Raw genomic sequence first — 17,366 nt, 5'->3', positions numbered from 1 at the left:
CGGCACCCCACCGCACCGCGCACGTCGTCTTCTGTTCCGCTACTCCACGAGAGCCGAGCGGACCCCCGCACTCCGCCGCGTCAGCTCACTGAGCCGCCGCCCCGCTTCCTCGAGGTCGGCGGCGGATCCCCCGTACACCATGCGGACGTGCGTATCCGGCCCGGCGAAGGCGTCTCCCGCGATGGCCGTCACACCGTGATCCAGCAGCAGCCGCTCCAGCCGGCGCCCACGGAGTCCGAGAGGGGTGCAGTCGGCGAAGACGAAAACGCCGGCGTCGGGGCGTACCGAAGCGAGACCGGCACGCTCCAGCCCGTCGCGAAGAATGTCACGCCTGGCCCGCATGGTGGCGAACTCTTGTTCGATCCACTGTTGCGGACCGGTCATGACGGCATGCGCCGCGGCCTGGGCCACGTCGCCGACGTTGATGGCGTCCCATTCGAAGGCGTGGTGTATCGGCTTCAGCAGATGGGCGGGGGCGTGCACATATCCGACCCGCCAACTGGTGAAGGCGTAGTTCTTGCTGAGGCTGGTGACCGTGACCAGATCCGGATGGTGATCGCGCAGCAGCATCTGCGGCACATAGCCGGGCCCGTCCCATACATATCGCTCGTAGGACTCGTCGGAGAAGACGATCAGACCGTGGCGCGCGGCGATGTCCAGCAGCCCGCACAGCCGCTCCCGACCCGGCACATAACCGGTCGGATTGTTGGGATTGCAGACCAGCAGTGCCCGGGTGGCCGGAGTGATCGCGGCCTCGACAGCCGCCGGGACATGATCCCATCCGCGGCTCTCGTCGGACGGTACGTACACCGGCCGGGCTCCCGCCAGGCGGATCACGCCGTCGAAGAAATAGCTCGGAGCGGGTACCACCACTTCGTCGCCCGGTGACAGCAGAGCCCTCAGCGCCACACTCATCCCGTGCTGGGCGCCATGAGTGATCAGCAGTTCGCCCTCCGGGTCCACGACGAGCCCGTGCGCGACCCCCAGCCGCGAGGCGATCGCCTGACGGAGTTCTTCGGAACCGCGACTGCGCCGGGGGAACACCTCGCCCGCGGCGGTCCGCACCGCCTCCACGACATGCTCCGGCATGGGAAGCACCGGCACACCGCGGAAGGGGATCATGGCCGCCCGGCTCGGCGGTGCCATCCGGGCACGGTCGGCGAGTTCGAGGGCCGGCAGACGTTCCAGATTCATCAGGTTCCCTTCACGGATCGTGGTTGCCACAGCGTTGCCACGGCGGGCCGGACAGGCGGCCGGGCTCACAAGAACGCGCCGGGCAGCCGAGCCCAGACGGTCTTGCCAACGGGATGCGGTTCGGTCGTCAGACCTCCGCCGAGTTCGGTGAGCAGTGCATCGGCGATCGCCGTCCCGCGGCCATGGTCGGCTTCCGGGGAGGCGGCCCGTGGCCTCGGAATGTCGCGAGAGTTGTCGCGGACACCGAGTTCAAGGGTTCCGCCCGCACCGATCCTGAGGATGACGACGATGCTCGGCGTGAGCACGCCGGCGTGGATGACGGCATTGGTCACCAGCTCCGAGGCGACGAGACCCACGGTGTGGACCAGCTCACCGCCCTCGGGGAGCCCCCATTCGAGGAGGGTGCCCACCAGGGCGCTCCGGATCCCGGGCACGTCGGCGGCGGAGGGCGGCAGAGAGAAGGTCCGGTCGGTCCGGAAGAGCGCTGTGGCGTTCATGGTGATCATCTCGATGCGGCAGCGGGCGTGAGTATGAGCTTCCACCCCCTTCTGAGATCTCTATATGCACATCTAAGATCTCAGTTCCCAGCCCACCACTCCAGGGAACGTCCGTCAACCCCTCGGGGGACGCGAGATGAATCCGGCCCTCTGGGATCAGGTAACGCTGATACTGACCTCGGCGAGCGACGCATGGGACACAAGCTGGTCGATGATCTGCTCCTGGGCGGCCTGCGTTCTGGCACTCATGGCCGCGCGGGCCGCGGCCGGGTCACGGCCCCGGATGGCCTCGAGGATCTCCCGCCGCTGGTGCGCGGCCGGCTCCGAGAAGGGCAGGGACTTCAGCGTGATCCGCAGGACTCGCTCCAACTCGTCGAAGACGCGGATGACCGATTGGGCCAGCATGTCATTGCCGCATCGATTGGCGATGATCGCGTCGAATTCGAGGTTGGCGCGAAGGAACGCGTCGAGACCGGCCGCGTCGCCCGTCTCGTACGTGACCGACAGGAGCTCTTCCATCCGGGCGAGATCGCGCTCCGGGCACCCGATCTCCGCCGCGAGACCCGCCGCCTCCACCTCCAGCAGCCGACGGAAAGCGCAGAGGTCACGGGTCCCCTTGAGGGTGACCGGCAGGATGCGGTAGCCCGAGCGGGGCAGCGCCTGCACCAGACCGTCCCTCTGCAGCCGGGTCAGCGCCTCCCGGACGGGCATCGTGCCGACGCCGGCCCGATGCACCAGGGCCGACTTGGTGACATGAATGCCAGGCCCCAGCTCGAGTTGAATGATCTGGCGCTTGATGGCGGCGTATGCACGCTCGGTGGCGCTGAGGCTCGGATGGTCTTCACTCAGGATGCCCGGCAGATACTTCACATCGCCACCCTAACGCAGTTGCGATCTCACGTTCCGGATACGGAGATCTCAGTCCCGCCGTCCCGGTCCCCCTACGCCGTCGCCCTCGGCACCGAAGCACGGGGGTGGACAGCTCCGGCGGCGCCCGCTAACGTCCACCGCGAGTTAACGTTCACTAACTGCGGAGCCTCCGGGCTCCTGGTTTCGCCTGGCCGCCCGCCATCTCGGACCTGGGCCGGCAGCGAGCCCTCCTCGACACTCGGCAGTTCCCGGGCATACGGCCGGAGCCGCCGACCCCGCGAACCCGGCCGCGCCGCCGCCACTTTCCTGACCGGCGCGAAACGGCGGTGCGCTGTCGACGGCTCGCCATCTCCGGCGAACCCGACCTCGAACGGAGGGTGTTCATGGACAAAGTCGTCACTTCCGCCGCCGAAGCCGTGGCGGAGATCCACGACGGGGCCTCACTGGCAGTGGGCGGCTTCGGCCTCTGCGGTATCCCCGCCGTACTCATCCAGGCGCTCCTGGAGCAGGGAGCGGCAGAGCTCAGCGTCGTGTCCAACAACTGCGGCGTCGACGGCTGGGGCTGGGCGTACTGCTCGAGGCACGGCGCGTCTCACGCGCCATGTGCTCGTATGTCGGCGAGAACAAGGAGTTCGCCCGCCAATACCTGGCGGGCGACCTCGAGCTCGAGTTGGTGCCCCAGGGCACGCTGGCCGAGCGGCTGCGCGCGGGCGGTTGCGGCATACCCGCCTTCTTCACTCCCGCGGGTGTGGGAACCCAGGTCGCCGAGGGCGGACTGCCCTGGCGCTACGACGCCGAAGGCAATGTCGCCGTCGCCTCGCCGCGGAAAGAGGTGCGCGAGTACGACGGGGCGCAGTACGTACTGGAGGAGTCGATCACCACCGACTTCGCTCTGGTACGGGCGGCCAAGGGCGACCGGCACGGCAACCTCGTCTTCGACAAGTCAGCGCGGAACTTCAACCCCCTGGCGGCCATGGCCGGGCGAGTGACCATCGCGGAGGTCGAAGAACTCCTCGACCCGGGAGAGCTCGCCCCTGACGCGATTCATCTCCCCGGGGTGTTCGTGCGGTCGGTGCTCGCGCTCACCACGGCGGAAGCCGCGGACAAGCGCATCGAGAAGACGACCGTGCGCACGGCGCACATCGTCACGGCGGGAGGAGAGAACTGATGGCCTGGTCCAGGGACGAGATGGCGGCCAGGGCGGCCCGCGAACTGCCTGACGGCTCCTATGTGAACCTCGGCATCGGCTTGCCCACCCTGGTGCCCAACCATCTGCCCGCCGGCGTCCATGTGGTGCTGCAATCCGAGAACGGCATCCTGGGTCTGGGCCCCTATCCAACCGTTGATCAGGTGGACCCGGACCTGATCAACGCGGGCAAGGAGACCGTCAGCGTGCTGCCGGGAGCCTCGTTCTTCGATTCCTCCCTGTCCTTCGGCATGATCCGGGGCGGGCATATCGACGTGGCGATCCTGGGTGCCATGCAGGTGTCGGCCACCGGAGATCTCGCGAACTGGACCATCCCCGGGAAAATGATCAAGGGGATGGGCGGCGCCATGGACCTCGTCCACGGAGCCCGGCGCGTGATCGTCCTGATGGACCATACGGCCAAGGACGGCAGTCCGAAGATCCTCGAGGAGTGCGCGCTCCCCCTCACCGGCAAACGGTGCGTCCAGCGCGTCATCACCGACCTGGGCGTGATCGACGTTACGGAACACGGCCTGGTCCTCGCCGAGGCCGCCCCGGGCGTCTCCACCGATGAGATCGTGGACAGGACCGGAGCGCATCTCGACGTCCGGGCGGCCTCCAGGCCGACGTGACGCGCCCGCCGGTATCCCGGTCCCCGGACGCCAGCACTCTTAGGCGGTCTGGCACGGCCGGCGTGGCCAGGCGGCTCCCCGGCGGTGCCGAGCAGTGATCGAACTCCTGAAGCGGGTGTCGCAGGTTCGAATCCTGCCGGGGCACCAGCCAAAACGCCCCGAGCCGATCAGGGCCCGGGGTGTTTGACATCCGCTGGAGAATCCGCAGGTCAGACCCTTGATCGCCCGGCCTCGCCGCCAAAGCGGTCGGTGCCGTCCGGGTCTGTGCTGCGCAGAGGACGTGGACAGCCGCAGCGAAGGGGATGGACGTAGGCGCATACTGGGGGGCCAATGACAAAACCTGCTGCATCGAAGCGTCATCTGCCTACCAGCCCCTTCAAGGCGCCGGTCACACCAGATCCCAAGCACTTCGCCGTGGGCGACCAGGTCACGCACGACATCTACGGCCTCGGCCGGGTGATCGGCATCGAGGATGGAATCGCGGCGCTCGTGGATTTCGGCTCGGCGCAAATGCGGATCTTGAGCCCGTACGCCAAGATGACCAAGCTGTAGGGCCCGCTGTGCCCGGTCACGGCACGCCAGAGCCCTTCAGGAACCTGCACCGAAAGAGAGACCTCTCATCGATCTCACGTCGCTGTTCTCCGCTCCGGAAGCGCAACCCCGCTGTTCCACCGCAGCAGCATTGCCGCTTCCGACGACAGACCCGTTCCAGGCCCCGGACTTCGGGGAAGACGAGGTCTTCCTGCTCAACGATGCACAGGGACCCGTTTCGGGCATGTGTGCGGCGCGCCCCAAGGCGGCTTAGCGCCCACGAGTCACGGTGGTGTCGGGAGCCGGCCGGGGCCGTCCGGGCCCCGTTCACCATCGTTCGGACGAGACCGTGTGCCGGGCCCTTCCCACTTCGGCGGGCGTCGGGCGTGGTGGTGTCAGCCTCCGGTGAGGGTCCGCCGCACGCCGGGTGAGCCTTGGTCAGGTCTTGTTGCCTGCGCGCAGCCATGCGATGTAGTCGCCGGCGGCTCGCTCGGTGTCGTACTCGGCCTGGTAGCCGGTGTCTTCCCGGAGGCGGCTGATGCCGAGGACCGTGGGCGGGGTGTCTCCTTCGGTGGGGAGGTCGACCTGGGCGTCGGGGGCCACCTTCTTGATCGCTTCGATGAGCTGGGCGTTGGTCGTGGCCCGGCCGGAGCCGACGTTGTACGTGCGGTGGTTCAGCTTGTCCGCGAGCTGGAGGAGGGCGAGCGCACGCCCGGTGTCCGGCACGTAGTTGAGGTCGATCCCGTCCTCGGCGAAGGCCGGCCCCATGAGGTGGGAGAGGTCCGGGGCGGTGCCGCGGGCGGCGGCGTGGATGAGGGCGGGCGCGGCGAAGAACGGTTCGGTGTGGCCGAGCGGGCCCCAGGTGCCCGAGATGCGGTAGTCGACGATGTCGACGCCCGTGGTGTCGGCGAGGAATCCGCCCAGCATTTCACCGACCTTCTTGAAGGTGGGGATCGAGACGGGTGCGCTCAGCGGCGGCGCTGCAGCTTCCCCAGCGCGCTGGGGTCGTCTTCCAGGGCGCTGACCGCCGTCTTCCAGCTGATGTCCTCGAGGTGGAGGGCGCTGCGGAGGAAGGCCGTGCTGAGGTGCTGGATCAGCGCGACGCGCGCGGGGCTCTCGTCCGTCGTCTCGGCGACCTCGTACCCGGGGATGCCGCCGAGCGAGTGCTCCGCCCCGAAGAGCGTGAGCAGGGCCTTGCTTCCCGGGCTGTAGGTGTACGGGTCGGTGAACCAGTCCGGTCCGCGAGTGGACAGGTGGGACTGGTCGTTGTCCCCGGCGACGATGAGGGCCGGCGTGGTCATGGTGTCGAAGGACGGCCGCATGAAGGGGAGGTGTTCGACGGCGAACGGGGTCAGATCATCGCCCAGGCCGGTCAGGGCGAACAGCACGCCCGCCTTGACGCGGGGGTCGGACATGTCCTCGCCGGGAACGCCGTCGGAGCCGAGGACGCGCGCGCCCAGCAGCGCGCTCGCACTCTGGGCTCCCCAGGAGTGGCCGGACACGGCGATGCGGTCGCGGTCGAGGCGCCCGCCGAGGCCCGGGACGGAGGCTTCCAGGACGTCGAGTCCGTCCAGTACGCGTGTGAGGTCCTCGATACGGAAGCGCCACATCCGCGGCGTACGGGGGTCCTCGGCGGGGATGCCGAGCGTCCGGGAGTCGAGGTGGGTGGGCTGGATGACCACGAAGCCGTGAGCGGCCCAGTAGTCCGCCAGCGGGGCGTAGCCGTTCATCGACCAGCCGAAGCCGTGCGAGAAGACGATGACGGGCAGATCGCCGCCGGTCGCGGGGGCGGACACGCGGACCTGGAGATCCTCTCCGCGGCCCGGGGCGGGCAGCACGACCGGCTTCGCGGATACCACTGTGGTGGGCGCCGCCCCCGGGATCTGCTGCGCGTTCGTGGTGTTCGAGTCGGGCATGGGCGTGGGCATGGGAGTGCCTTCCGTTCGGTTTCTTCGCGCTGGTGGTTCGGTGGGCCCGGGGTGGTCCGGGGCGCCGCGGGCGGGCCAGGGTTGGGGGGCGAGGAGGGTTTCTCACACCCGGCCGCATCGACGCCGGGTATCGGCGACCGGGTGTGCTGTCGGTCCGGTGGAGCGTGCGAGGACAGGAGACGGCCTGGCCGCCCGTCCCCCGGTCTGCCATCATGGCTGAAGCGGAACGTTGCTCCGTTAATAATACGGAGCGATGTTCCGTTTCGCAAGGCCGGTCATGGAAGGAGTGCGAGTGCCGTGGTGAACGACAGCGGCCAGAGCGCGGGAAGCTCAGCCGGGTCCAGGCGCAAGGACGCCCGGCGCAACCAGCAGACCCTGCTGGACGCGGCCGCCGCGGTCTTCGTCGCCTCGGGCGTGGAAGCACCGGTACGCGACATCGCGGCCGAGGCCGGTGTCGGGATGGGCACGATCTACCGCCACTTCCCCACCCGGGCGGACCTCATCATCGCCGTCTACCGCCACCAGGTCGAAGCCTGCGCCGAGGCAGGCCCGGCCCTGCTGGCGACCAGCCCGACACCGCACGCCGCCCTCGAAGCGTGGGTCGAGCTGTTCGTCGACTTCCTGGTCACCAAGCACGGCCTGGCCGCCGCGATGCAGGCCGACAACACCGGCTTCGAAACGCTGCACGCCTACTTCCTCGACCGCCTTCTGCCGGTGTGCACCCAGCTCCTCGACGCCGCCGTCGCCTCCGGTGAGATCCGCCCCGGCCTCAGCGCCTACCAACTCATGCGCGGCATGGGAAACCTCTGCATCGGCGCCGAAAGCGATCCCCACTACGACGCCCGTCGGTTGGTCAAGCTCCTCGTCGCGGGGCTACGCCAACCACGCTGACCGCGGCGCCGGTTCCGTTCGATCCATTCGTCGATCCCTGGAGGGCTCGGCCAGAGGAGCCGGACCTCCTGCGTCGGGGATGGACTGCCCTCTGAGGCGGGGTGCTCGCGTGCGGAGTAGACCGCTGATCGTGAAACCCCCCGACGCTGGCGTTCCATGCGGCGCTGGGCGTGGAGCCACACGACGGCAAGGTGATGTATCGCCTCCAGAAGTAGCGTGACCCAAAGGCCGCCGTTGGCTGCGCGGGTGGCAACTGGCGGGGCATTGGGCGTCCGGAGTCGGTGTCAGGGGTGGGTCAACTGCCCGGGCGGGGAGCCCGTAGGTGTTGGCGCTGGGCCAGCTCTTCGTCTTCGACCAGGGTGAGCATGGGCTGGTCCGGGGCGCAGATCATGGTGACGACGAAGCGGCTCCGCGAGTCTGTCCGGTTGTTTCCGTCCTGGTAGTGGATGACATCGCCACCCGGCTCCCAGAACGACTCCCCGGCCCTGATCACCCGCTCCGGCTCGCCTTCCAGCTCGAAGAGCATCTCGCCCTCCAGCATGTAGCCGAAGGCGGGGCCCGAGTGCCGGTGGGGAGGGGCGCCGGGGTCGCCGGGAGGGTACTCGACGAGGACCGTCATCGCCTCTGCCCCCTCCGGAACGAACGGCGGCTTCGCCGACTGCAGCATGGTGAACGCCGTCCTCCATGCTTCCGAGCGCCGTGTGCTCTGAGCGGTGCCTGCCGCCGGCTCCTTGTTGGACATGGCGGGACCTCCAGTGGTGGGCCGGACGGATCAGCAGCGCCAGTCGGTGTGGTTCGTCGTGTACCGATAGGTCACGCGTCCAGATTGCGACGATGTGGCGCGCGGCGCACGCGGGGGCCGGCCGCTCCCCCGATTGACCGACTCGCCCGCGCATCGGAGCTACGGGGCGGAAGGTCGCCTCAGATCCCCACGGAGAGGGTCGCCCTGCCACCGCCGTGCCATCCCCGTGCCGGATAGGACGATTCGTCACGCTCAGTTGCGGGGACTGGTGGGCGCATCCGCGCCCCCAGGGGCAAGTGCCCCACATCGCAAGGGAGTTGGGTCGGCCAGGCGGAGATCACGGCCCGGTCTCGTTCTTCTTTGTTGGGCAACCATTCAGCTTCCGGACAACTCTACTTTGGCGACCCTTCCGTTCCGGCCGCCGGGGGAGACAGATGGCAGTCGGGGCTCAGGGGCGACCAATGCGTTACTGATGGAGGATTTGTGCGCAATAGAACCCGAGGTGTGGTGGGTGTGGCGGTCGGCGCCGTCGTCACCGCCGCTGTGGCCGCCGGGGCCAGCGCCGTCGTGTCGAACGGCGACGGGGCCGACCAGAACCAGCCCTCCCCCAGGGCTGCCGCGGCGGGAAAGACCACGGGCGACTTCGACGGCGACGGATACGCCGACCTCGGCGTGGGCGCGCCCGACGGCACCGTCTCCGGGAAGTCCAAGGCGGGCTACGTGGGCGTGACCTACGGGGCCCAGAGCGGCGTGGACACCGGTCGGCGCGGCACGTTGTCGCAGGCCAGCGCGGGGGTGCCCGGCACGCCCGAGGCCGGGGATCACTTCGGCTCGGCCGTGGTGCGCGGCGATGTGGACGGGGACGGGTACACCGATCTGATCGTCGCCGCGAACCACGAGGCCATCGGCGACACCAAGCGGGCCGGTTCCGTGACGGTCGTCTTCGGCTCGAAGGACGGCCTGTCCAGCGACGCCATCGCCTTCCACGCGCCGAAGGCCACCGCCTACGCGATGTTCGGCGACACGATGGCCGTGGGCGACTACAACCACGACGGCCGCGACGACATCGCCATCTCCGACGGCACCGCGGTCCAGATCGTCAGCGGCGCGGCGAACCTGCGCGAGACGGCCACCCCGAAGATGTCCAGCGTCACCCCGCCCGGCGGCGGAGCGGGCATCGAGCACCTGTCCTCGGGCGACATCAACGGGGACGGCTTCGCCGACCTGGTCACCGTCGCCTACCAGGACGACCCCGCCGACGAGGGCACGCTCGGCGTGCTGCCCGGTTCGTCCGGGGGGCTGAAGAGCACGTCGCTGGGCGAGGACGTGGCGCTGCCGTTCGCCTCGTACCAGGCCGTGGTCGGTGACATCAACGGCGACGGCAAGGACGACGTCGTCACGGACACCGGCTTCGAGGACGGTCCGGAGGACCAGCGCCTGCGGACGTACCCGGGCACCGCCCAGGGCCTCGACACCGCGAACCCGGTGAACTGGAAGGGCAAGGCGCAGAACGGCACCGCCTCCCAGCTCACCGACATCAACGGCGATGGCCTTGACGACCTCGTCGTCAGCGACACCGCCGCCGAGGCCCCCGGCGGCTACAACGACGCCGGCGCCATCACCGTGCTCAAGGGCACCAAGAACTGGCTGACCGACGCGGGGGCGCAGACCTTCTCCCTCGACACCGAGGGCGTTCCCGGCGAGATGGCGGGCAACGACAAGTTCGGTGAGGCCGTCTCGGCAGCCGACTACAACGGCGACGGCAAGCCCGACCTGGCCATCGGGATCCCGAACCGGACCGAGGGCGCGGGCGCGGTGGCGCTCCTGTACGCGGGCGCCGACGGGCTCACCGCCGAAGGCTCCGCCCTCATCGGGCCGGGCGATCTCGGCTCCCCGGCGACCGATGCCGCCTTCGGCACGGAGCTGTCCGGCCGCGCCACGAAGTAGCACCACCGCAGGTAGCACCACCCCGTTGTTGGTTCGGTGGCCCGGCCCTCCCGGGCCGGGCCACCGGCCGAACCGGACGATCCGGCCGCACCTGCCCCGACAGCGGTCGGCCCTCCCCCGCGTAATCTCCTCAGCCCGCGGCCTTGGCGATGATCCCCCGCATCTCCTCAAGGCCGAAGGCCCGCAGGGTCGTGGTGCGTACGTTGCCCGCCGCGCCGAGCTGCAAGGACGCCGCGGTGGCGGTTTCGTCGTCGGGGGCCTCGACCATGCACACCAGGTCGTACGGCCCGTCCGTCCAGTAGATGTCCACGAGCCTCGCCCCGAGCTTGTTCAGCGCCGCGGAGAAGTCCTCGGTGCGCTTCGTGGTGTCCTTGTAGCCGCGGACTCCCTGCTCGGTCCAGTTCAGCAGCGTGATGTAGGTCGCCACGCCCTCACCTCCCAGGAGAAGAACCCCCTGAGATCAATTCTGGGAGCGACGTCCTGAATCCGCACACCTGGCACACCTGGCACACCTGGCACAGGTGTACACCTGGCCCACCGGACGCGGTCGACGGCCACGGTCAGGTTTGCCGAACCGGCAACAGGCATGGCCCGCGCCGCCGAGATCACGGCAGGATCGGATCGTCGGCCGCCACGCGGAGGGCGTGTCCGAGCACCCCGGGAGGGAACCATGCCGCAGCCACCCACGACCGACCTCACCCACCGCCTGGTGTCCTCCCCCGCCGGGCGGATCCACCTCGTGGAGCAGGGCACCGGCCCACTGGTGCTGCTCGTCCACGGCTTCCCGGAGTCCTGGTACTCATGGCGCCACCAGCTCCCGGCGCTCGCCGCGGCCGGGTACCGGGTGGCCGCCATCGATGTGCGCGGATACGGGCGCTCGTCCAGGCCCGGGGAGGTGGACGCGTACCGGATGCGGGAGCTGGTGGCGGACAACGCCGCCGTGGTGGAGGCGCTCGGCGAGGAGTCCGCCGTGGTGATCGGCCACGACTGGGGCTCGCCCATCGCCGCCAACTCCGCCCTGCTGCGGCCGGATGTGTTCCGGGCGGTCGGGCTGCTGAGCGTGCCGTACTCCCCGTCCGGCGGCCCCAGGCCCAGTGACGTCTTCGCCGGGATGGGCGGGGAGGAGGAGTTCTACGTCTCCTACTTCCAGCAGCCGGGACGGGCCGAGGCGGAGATCGAACCGGATGTACGCGGCTGGCTCGCGGGGATCTACGCCGCGCTGTCCGGCGACACCATGCCCGGACCCGACCTGCCCGACCCGCACTTCATCACGCGCGGCGCGGCGATGCGCGAGCGGTTCCCCGCCGGGCGCCTGCCCGCCTGGCTGAGCGAGCGGGACCTCGATGTCTACGCCGGTGAGTTCGAGCGGACCGGAACGAGCGGGGCGCTGAACCGCTACCGCAACATGGACCGGGACTGGGAGGACCTGACCGAGTTCAACGGTGCGCCCATCACCCAGCCGTCGCTCTTCATCGGCGGCGGCCTGGACGCCTCCACCACCTGGATGGGCGACGCGATCAAGGCGTACCCGACCACGCTGCCCGGACTCGCCGGCTCGCACATCCTCGAGGACAGCGGCCACTGGATCCAGCAGGAGCGCCCCGAGGAGATCAACCGGCTGCTGGTCGACTGGCTGAATTCCCTTCCCGCGTCCTAGGACTGCCCTAGGACCCGCGGCGGTCCTGCTGCCGCTGGAGGGCCCGGAAGTCGTCGAAGAAGCCGTAGTTGTGGGCCGGTGAGCCGTCGTCGGCCCGCTCCACGGTGCGGTTGGCGTACAGGCTGTTCAGGAGCCAGGGCTGCTTGACCGGGCCGAAGTTCTCGGTCATGGCGGCACCTTGGGTGACTCCGTACGTGGCCACGGCGAGGCGTCCGGTGTCGCGGAAGTGGCCCACCTGGTCCCGCAGGAAGTGCTTGTTGTTCTCGAACCAGGGGCTCATGGCGAGGAAGTCGCGCCACTTCTCCTCGGGGAAGGGGTGTTCGATGGCTTCCTTGATCACCTGCCACACCAGGGTGTCGGGAGGTAGGTGGTAGCGGCTTGCGAAGCGTGCGGGGATCTTGTCTTTCAGGTGCAGCTTCCAGAGCTGTACCAGGGAGAACTCGGTGACGAGGAATTTCTGGTCGTCGCGGAGGCGGGGAAGGATGTAGTCGAGGTAGGGCCGCACCCGCTGCGGTGCGGCGACGTGGGGGTGGATGTCCACGCCCTCGATCTCCGGGGTCCGGCGCGTGAAGGACAGCCAGCGGTCGGTGGCCGCCGTCTGCTCGTCCGGCTTGTCGAGGTGGTTGAGCGCCCCCATGTAGAGGTGGGTCCGGCAGCGCGCGGGAAAGTGCTTCTTCCGGTACGCGATGATGTGCTCCGCGACCGTCTCGTAGAACGTGTTCATCGCGCCCGAGCGGCGGTCCTCCGGGAGGCTCTCGATGAAGGGCTCGTTGCCGATGCCCAGGACGTCGACGGTGTCGAGGACGGCGTGGAGAACCCGGTCGAGCCGGGCGAGTTCCTTGTCCATGGCCGAGCTGCCCGGCCGGGGAATCGGCCGGTGGTTGTACGGGAACTTCAGCGAGAGCACCGTGCCGTAGCCCTGGTGGTGGGCGTCCAGGAGCTTCGCGATGGCGCGCTGGTCGGCGGCGTCGGCCGTGACCTCGGGCATCGGAACGAAGCCCCGGAGCCAGCTCGCGGAGAGCTCTCGCAGTTCGCCGAAGGTCACGCTGTCGGGGTCCTCGTTGAAGTTCGCTCCCAGCGCGCCGTCCGGACCCTCGGCCGGACCGTCGGCGGACGCTCTTCCCTCGTCGGGGTCGTGGCTGGTCTTGTCGGCGGGGCGTTGTTCGCCCTGCGTGCACCCCGTGGCGATGAGCGCTGCCCCACCCGTCAGGGCCAGAACACGCCGCCGTGACAGCGGCTTCTTCCTCGTCTCCGTATCCGTACCCGTATCCAAGTGACGTTCCCTGTTCGTGCTGGTTTCCCGGCCTGTACCGGCCGGACTGCCCGGGAGGACGCGTCGGCGAGGGCTGCCAGTTGCCCAGGGCACCCACCTTTTTCGCGGAGTCGGGTCCCGTGGGTGTGCCGTTGGCCGTTCAGCGTGTGCCGTCGCCCGGTCAGCGGGTGATCTGCACGGTGACGGTGATGGCGCCCCTGTTGTCGTGGAGGCAGCCCTCGCCGTCGTTGATGCGGAGTTGGAGGGAGCCCGGGCGGGTGGCCTGGAAGTGCCAGGCGCGGCCCACGGCGTGGGGGTTTCGGGGGTTCCCCGGGTAGCGGCCCAGGAGGGCGCCGAAGGGGACGGCGGAGTCCACCTTGCAGTCCCGCCAGGCGAAGCGGAGGGTTTCGTCATCGGCACGGGTGTGGCCGACCGGGCCGACCAAGGGCAGGTTGGCGGCGTCCACCGTCCAGGTTCCGGTGGTGTAGCGGACGCTCACCTTGTCGCCCTTCCGGACCGTGGCGGTCGTCGCGGACTGCCAGCCGCGTGCCGCGTCCACGGTCACCTTCGCCGTGCTGGTGACGGGCGATGCGTCGTCTTCGCTGTCGGACGGGGGTCCGAAGGTGAAGAAGAGCGCGGTGGCGAGGCCCGCCACCGCGAGCGTGGCGCCCGCCGTCCACCACCATGTCCGGGCCCGGCCACGGGACCGAGGGGGTGGCGGCCCGGCCGGGGCGACGAGCGTCGGGTCCCGGTCCAGGTCCGGGGTCTGGGTCTGGGTCCGGGTCGGGGCCGAGATCAGCGTCGGGCCCCGGTCGAGGGTGGGGGTCCCGGTCACGGTGTGGGGCGCGCCTGCCGTCGGGGTCGCGCTCATCGTCGGGGTCGCGGTCATCGTGGGCGTGTCCGCCAGGTCCGCGGGGGTGTCCGCGTCGCCGCCCGGGGTTCGTACAGGACCCGGCGCTGGTACGGGCCCCGGCGTGCGTACGGGCCCCGGCGTGCGTACGGGCCCCGGCGTGCGTACGGGCCCCGGCGTGCGTACGGGCCCCGCGGGCGCTGCCGGGGGCAGCGGGCCCGGATCGTCCGCGCCGTCCGCGACGCGTCGCAGGGCGGTGCGGAGCGTGGCGGCGGAGGGTCGCTGGGCCGGGGACTTGTTCAGCAGGGCCTGGACGATGGGCCGCAGGGGGCCGACCCGTTCCGGGATGACCGGGTCCGCGAAGGTGACGGCGTGCAGCGCGGCGGCCCCGGTGGGGCGCTGGAAGGGCGGCACGCCGGAGGCGACCGCGGACAGGGTCGCGCCCAGCGACCACAGGTCGGACGGCGGGCCGACCTCCTCCGCGGTCAGCCGCTCGGGCGCCATGTAGCCGATGGAGCCGAGGAGTTCGCCGGTGGTGGTGAGCGATTCGTCGTCTTCCAGGGCGGCGATGCCGAAGTCGGTGAGGACGGCGCTGCCGTCCCCGCGCAGCAGGATGTTGGCGGGCTTGATGTCGCGGTGCAGCGCCCCGGCGGCGTGCACGGCCTCCAGCGCGCCGAGCAGTTGCAGCCCGAGGGCGGCGGTGTGGCGGGGCGGGAGGGGGCCGCTGTCGGCGATCCGGCGGGCCAGGGAGGGGCCGTCGATCAGCTCCATCACGATCCAGAGCCGGTCGTCGTGTTCGACCAGGTCATGGACGCCGACCACATGGGGGTGGCGCAGCCGGGCGACGGTACGTGCCTCCCGCTGGGCCCGGCGCAGCCGTCGGTGGTGCTCGTGGTCGTCGCTCGCGACGTGCAGCTCCTTGGCGGCGACCTCGCGCGCCAGCATCTGGTCGTACGCGCGCCAGACCGTGCCCATGCCGCCGCGTCCGAGCCGGTCGCCCAGCTGGTAGCGGCCGGCGATCAGCCGCATGTCGTCCCCGCCCGATGTCACCCGATCTCTCCTGCTCTCACGCCCGGTGAGCATAGTCGGAAGCGTTCGAACCAAATCGATCTCAACTGATTCAACAGTCAGTCCGCATCGCAACGCCCAGGTGAAATTCCCGCTGATTTAGGGAGGAAGCAGGCATTCGCCATCCACATTCATTGCGCTTATCTCAACGCATCCGTACCGTGTCGGCCATGCGGCAACAGTTCGAGGTGGCGGAACGCGTGCGCGAGGTGATCGGCAAAGCCGGTTGCACCCAGCGCGAATTCGCCCGGCGGGTCGTGATGGACCCGTCCAAGCTCTCGCGTTCGCTCAGCGGGAGCCGGCGCTTCACCGTGGCCGAGCTGGCGCGGATCGCCGACGCCGGAAACGTGGACGCCGGATGGCTGCTCGGCACCGCGGCGACCGGCGGGGCCGCCGACACACCGCGGCCGCCCGCCCCGGCCGCGCTTCCCGACAGCGGGCGGCCGCTGCAGATCGTGCGGGAGACGGTGCGGCTCATCGCCGAGCGCGGCTTCCACGCCGTACGCGTCGCCGACATCGCCGCCGCCTGCGACACCAGCACCGCCACCATCCACTACCACTTCCCGGGCCGCGCCGAGCTGCTCGAAGCCGCCGTGCGCTGGTGCATGGACGAGGACACCGCGCGCCGCGCCGCCCGGACCGCCACGGCCGACGACGCGCGCGAGGAGCTGCGGCAGCTCATCGCGCTGCAGGCGCCGTACACCGAGCGGCAGCGGCAGCAGTGGCTGGTGTGGATGGACCTGTGGGCCGAGGCCGCGCGGTCCACGTCCATCGGACGGCTGCACGCCGACTTCTACCAGCAGTGGCGGCAGACCGTCGCCGAGGTGATCCGGCGCGGGATCGAGCAGGGGGTCTTCCGCGCCGTCGACCCGGAGTTCAGCGCGCTGCGCCTGACCGCGCTGATCGACGGACTGGCCATTCAGGTGCTCGCCACCGCTCCCGGAGAGGGCGGCACGACCGCCGAGGCCATGGACCTCGCCTGCAACGCGTACGTGGACTCCGAATTGACCGTACACACGACCGCACAACCGTCCGCACGTCCGTCCGCACGACCGACCGCACGGCGCTCCGGCGCCGATGAGGCCGGGCCGCCCGACCAGCCCGGACCGTAGGGCGGCCGACCAGCGCGGACCGTAGCTCCGCGCTGTTCCGCACCGTAAGAGAGGGAGAGAAGCCCATGCCCATGAACGACAGCGTCATCATCACCTGTGCCCTGACCGGCGCCGGTGACACTGTGGGCCGCAGCCCCCATGTCCCCGTCACCCCCGAGCAGATAGCCCGCTCCGCCGTCGAGGCCGCGGAGGCCGGGGCGGCCGTGGTCCACATCCACGTACGCGACCCCGAGACCGGCGCCCCCGCCCGCGATCCGCGGCTCTACCGCGAGGTCGTGGAGCGGGTCAAGGAGACCGGCACCGACGTCGTCATCAACCTCACCGCGGGCATGGGCGGCGACCTGGTCATCGACCCGGAGAACCCGCTCACCCACCTCCCCGGCACCGACCTGGTCAGCGGCCTGGACCGGCTCCCCCACGTCGAGGATCTGCTCCCCGACATCTGCACCCTGGACTGCGGCTCGCTCAACTTCGGCGACGGCAGCAACCTCTACGTCTCCACCCCCGACATGCTGCGTACCGGCGCCAAGCGCATCCAGGAGCTGGGCGTCCGCCCCGAGCTGGAGATCTTCGACACCGGGCAGCTGTGGTTCGCCAAGCAGTTGCTGGCCGAGGGGCTGCTGGACGACCCGACCGTCTTCCAGCTCTGCATGGGCATCCCGTGGGGCGCCCCGGCCGAGCCGGGCGTGCTCCAGGCCATGGTCAACATGCTGCCCGAGGGCGCCCAGTGGGCCAGCTTCGCGCTGGGCCGGACGCAGATGCCGTGGGTGGCGCAGTCCATCCTGCTCGGCGGCAACGTACGGGTCGGGCTGGAGGACAACCTCTACCTCAGCCGGGGCGTCAAGGCCACCAACGGCCAGCTCGTCGAGCGCGCGGTCCAGATCACCGAGCTGCTGGGCGCGACGGTCGCCACGCCGGACGAGGCCCGGCAGCGGCTCGGCCTCAAGCCCCGCGCGTAGTCCCCCCACCCCCCACCAGCTCCTCGTCTCTCTCTTCTCCCTCTTCTCTC

General features: G+C 70.2%; 16 protein-coding genes and 1 pseudogene. 8 read left to right on the top strand and 9 right to left on the bottom strand.

From position 1 onward, the window contains the following. Positions 1-39: 39 nt before the first annotated feature. The 3 genes from CGL27_RS28695 to CGL27_RS28685 all read right to left on the bottom strand — a co-directional run bounded on the left by CGL27_RS28695 (position 40) and on the right by CGL27_RS28685 (position 2,561). On the bottom strand, positions 40-1,194 hold the full coding sequence (locus CGL27_RS28695) for a pyridoxal phosphate-dependent aminotransferase (RefSeq protein ID WP_119990922.1): 1,155 nt from the start codon (positions 1,192-1,194) through the stop codon (positions 40-42). A gap of 65 nt (positions 1,195-1,259) precedes the next feature. Then, positions 1,260-1,691, bottom strand: a complete 432-nt coding sequence (locus tag CGL27_RS28690; RefSeq protein WP_240450665.1) for an ATP-binding protein — start codon at positions 1,689-1,691, stop codon at positions 1,260-1,262. Positions 1,692-1,847: 156 nt separating this feature from the next. Then, positions 1,848-2,561: a GntR family transcriptional regulator gene (locus CGL27_RS28685; RefSeq protein ID WP_119990920.1), complete on the bottom strand. Its 714-nt coding sequence runs from the start codon at positions 2,559-2,561 to the stop codon at positions 1,848-1,850. A 383-nt stretch (positions 2,562-2,944) separates the two neighbouring features. Between CGL27_RS28685 and CGL27_RS28680 the strand changes: the two are divergent. The 3 genes and pseudogenes from CGL27_RS28680 (at position 2,945) to CGL27_RS28670 (ending at position 4,931) form a co-directional block, all read left to right on the top strand. Next, positions 2,945-3,729 (top strand): annotated as a pseudogene (locus CGL27_RS28680) (CoA transferase subunit A). Beyond that, positions 3,729-4,379 (top strand): CoA transferase subunit B, encoded by a 651-nt coding sequence (locus tag CGL27_RS28675; RefSeq protein ID WP_119990918.1) that lies wholly within the window; start codon positions 3,729-3,731, stop codon positions 4,377-4,379. Before CGL27_RS28680 ends, CGL27_RS28675 begins: the two are co-directional and overlap by 1 nt. A 330-nt stretch (positions 4,380-4,709) precedes the next feature. Continuing rightward, the gene (locus CGL27_RS28670; RefSeq protein ID WP_078643058.1) at positions 4,710-4,931 is read left to right on the top strand and encodes a hypothetical protein; all 222 of its coding nucleotides are present in this window, start codon (positions 4,710-4,712) and stop codon (positions 4,929-4,931) included. A gap of 417 nt (positions 4,932-5,348) precedes the next feature. Here CGL27_RS28670 and CGL27_RS28665 read toward each other — a convergent pair whose 3' ends face one another. After that, positions 5,349-5,837: a hypothetical protein gene (locus CGL27_RS28665; RefSeq protein ID WP_240450664.1), complete on the bottom strand. Its 489-nt coding sequence runs from the start codon at positions 5,835-5,837 to the stop codon at positions 5,349-5,351. 41 nt (positions 5,838-5,878) lie between these two features. Continuing rightward, entirely contained in the window at positions 5,879-6,838 is a 960-nt protein-coding gene (locus CGL27_RS28660) for a chlorophyllase (RefSeq protein WP_240450663.1), read from the bottom strand. Positions 6,839-7,138: 300 nt separating this feature from the next. Here CGL27_RS28660 and CGL27_RS28655 point away from each other — a divergent pair, with 300 nt between their 5' ends. Beyond that, positions 7,139-7,729: a TetR/AcrR family transcriptional regulator gene (locus CGL27_RS28655; protein WP_119994589.1), complete on the top strand. Its 591-nt coding sequence runs from the start codon at positions 7,139-7,141 to the stop codon at positions 7,727-7,729. 295 nt (positions 7,730-8,024) lie between these two features. Here CGL27_RS28655 and CGL27_RS28645 read toward each other — a convergent pair whose 3' ends face one another. Beyond that, complete coding sequence (locus CGL27_RS28645) at positions 8,025-8,471, bottom strand: cupin domain-containing protein (RefSeq protein ID WP_119990916.1); 447 nt, start codon at positions 8,469-8,471, stop codon at positions 8,025-8,027. A gap of 483 nt (positions 8,472-8,954) precedes the next feature. On the opposite strand from CGL27_RS28645, the gene CGL27_RS28640 reads away from it, so the two are divergent. Continuing rightward, a complete protein-coding gene (locus CGL27_RS28640; protein WP_119990914.1) occupies positions 8,955-10,418 on the top strand; it encodes an FG-GAP and VCBS repeat-containing protein in 1,464 nt (487 codons plus the stop codon). Between the two features lie 130 nt (positions 10,419-10,548). On the opposite strand, the gene CGL27_RS28635 is transcribed toward CGL27_RS28640, so the two are convergent. After that, a complete protein-coding gene (locus tag CGL27_RS28635) occupies positions 10,549-10,845 on the bottom strand; it encodes a GYD domain-containing protein (protein ID WP_078643054.1) in 297 nt (98 codons plus the stop codon). Positions 10,846-11,088: 243 nt separating this feature from the next. On the opposite strand from CGL27_RS28635, the gene CGL27_RS28630 reads away from it, so the two are divergent. Beyond that, the gene (locus CGL27_RS28630) at positions 11,089-12,075 is read left to right on the top strand and encodes an alpha/beta hydrolase (protein WP_119990912.1); all 987 of its coding nucleotides are present in this window, start codon (positions 11,089-11,091) and stop codon (positions 12,073-12,075) included. Between the two features lie 7 nt (positions 12,076-12,082). On the opposite strand, the gene CGL27_RS28625 is transcribed toward CGL27_RS28630, so the two are convergent. Further along, positions 12,083-13,348, bottom strand: a complete 1,266-nt coding sequence (locus tag CGL27_RS28625) for a hypothetical protein (protein ID WP_119990910.1) — start codon at positions 13,346-13,348, stop codon at positions 12,083-12,085. A 160-nt stretch (positions 13,349-13,508) separates the two neighbouring features. Next, entirely contained in the window at positions 13,509-15,227 is a 1,719-nt protein-coding gene (locus tag CGL27_RS28620) for a serine/threonine-protein kinase (protein ID WP_162953089.1), read from the bottom strand. 188 nt (positions 15,228-15,415) lie between these two features. Here CGL27_RS28620 and CGL27_RS28615 point away from each other — a divergent pair, with 188 nt between their 5' ends. Together CGL27_RS28615 and CGL27_RS28610 are read left to right on the top strand one after the other, a co-directional pair. Further along, a complete protein-coding gene (locus tag CGL27_RS28615) occupies positions 15,416-16,357 on the top strand; it encodes a TetR/AcrR family transcriptional regulator (protein ID WP_119990906.1) in 942 nt (313 codons plus the stop codon). A gap of 65 nt (positions 16,358-16,422) precedes the next feature. Then, positions 16,423-17,316, top strand: coding sequence for a 3-keto-5-aminohexanoate cleavage protein (locus CGL27_RS28610; protein ID WP_014054324.1), 894 nt, complete (start codon positions 16,423-16,425; stop codon positions 17,314-17,316). The last annotated feature ends 50 nt before the right edge of the window (positions 17,317-17,366 follow it).

It is taken from the genome of Streptomyces sp. 11-1-2, assembly GCF_003595545.1.
Lineage (GTDB): Bacteria > Actinomycetota > Actinomycetes > Streptomycetales > Streptomycetaceae > Streptomyces > Streptomyces hygroscopicus_B.
The sequence above is the reverse complement of the archived record's forward strand: the minus strand, read 5'-3'. Positions and strand labels throughout refer to the sequence as shown.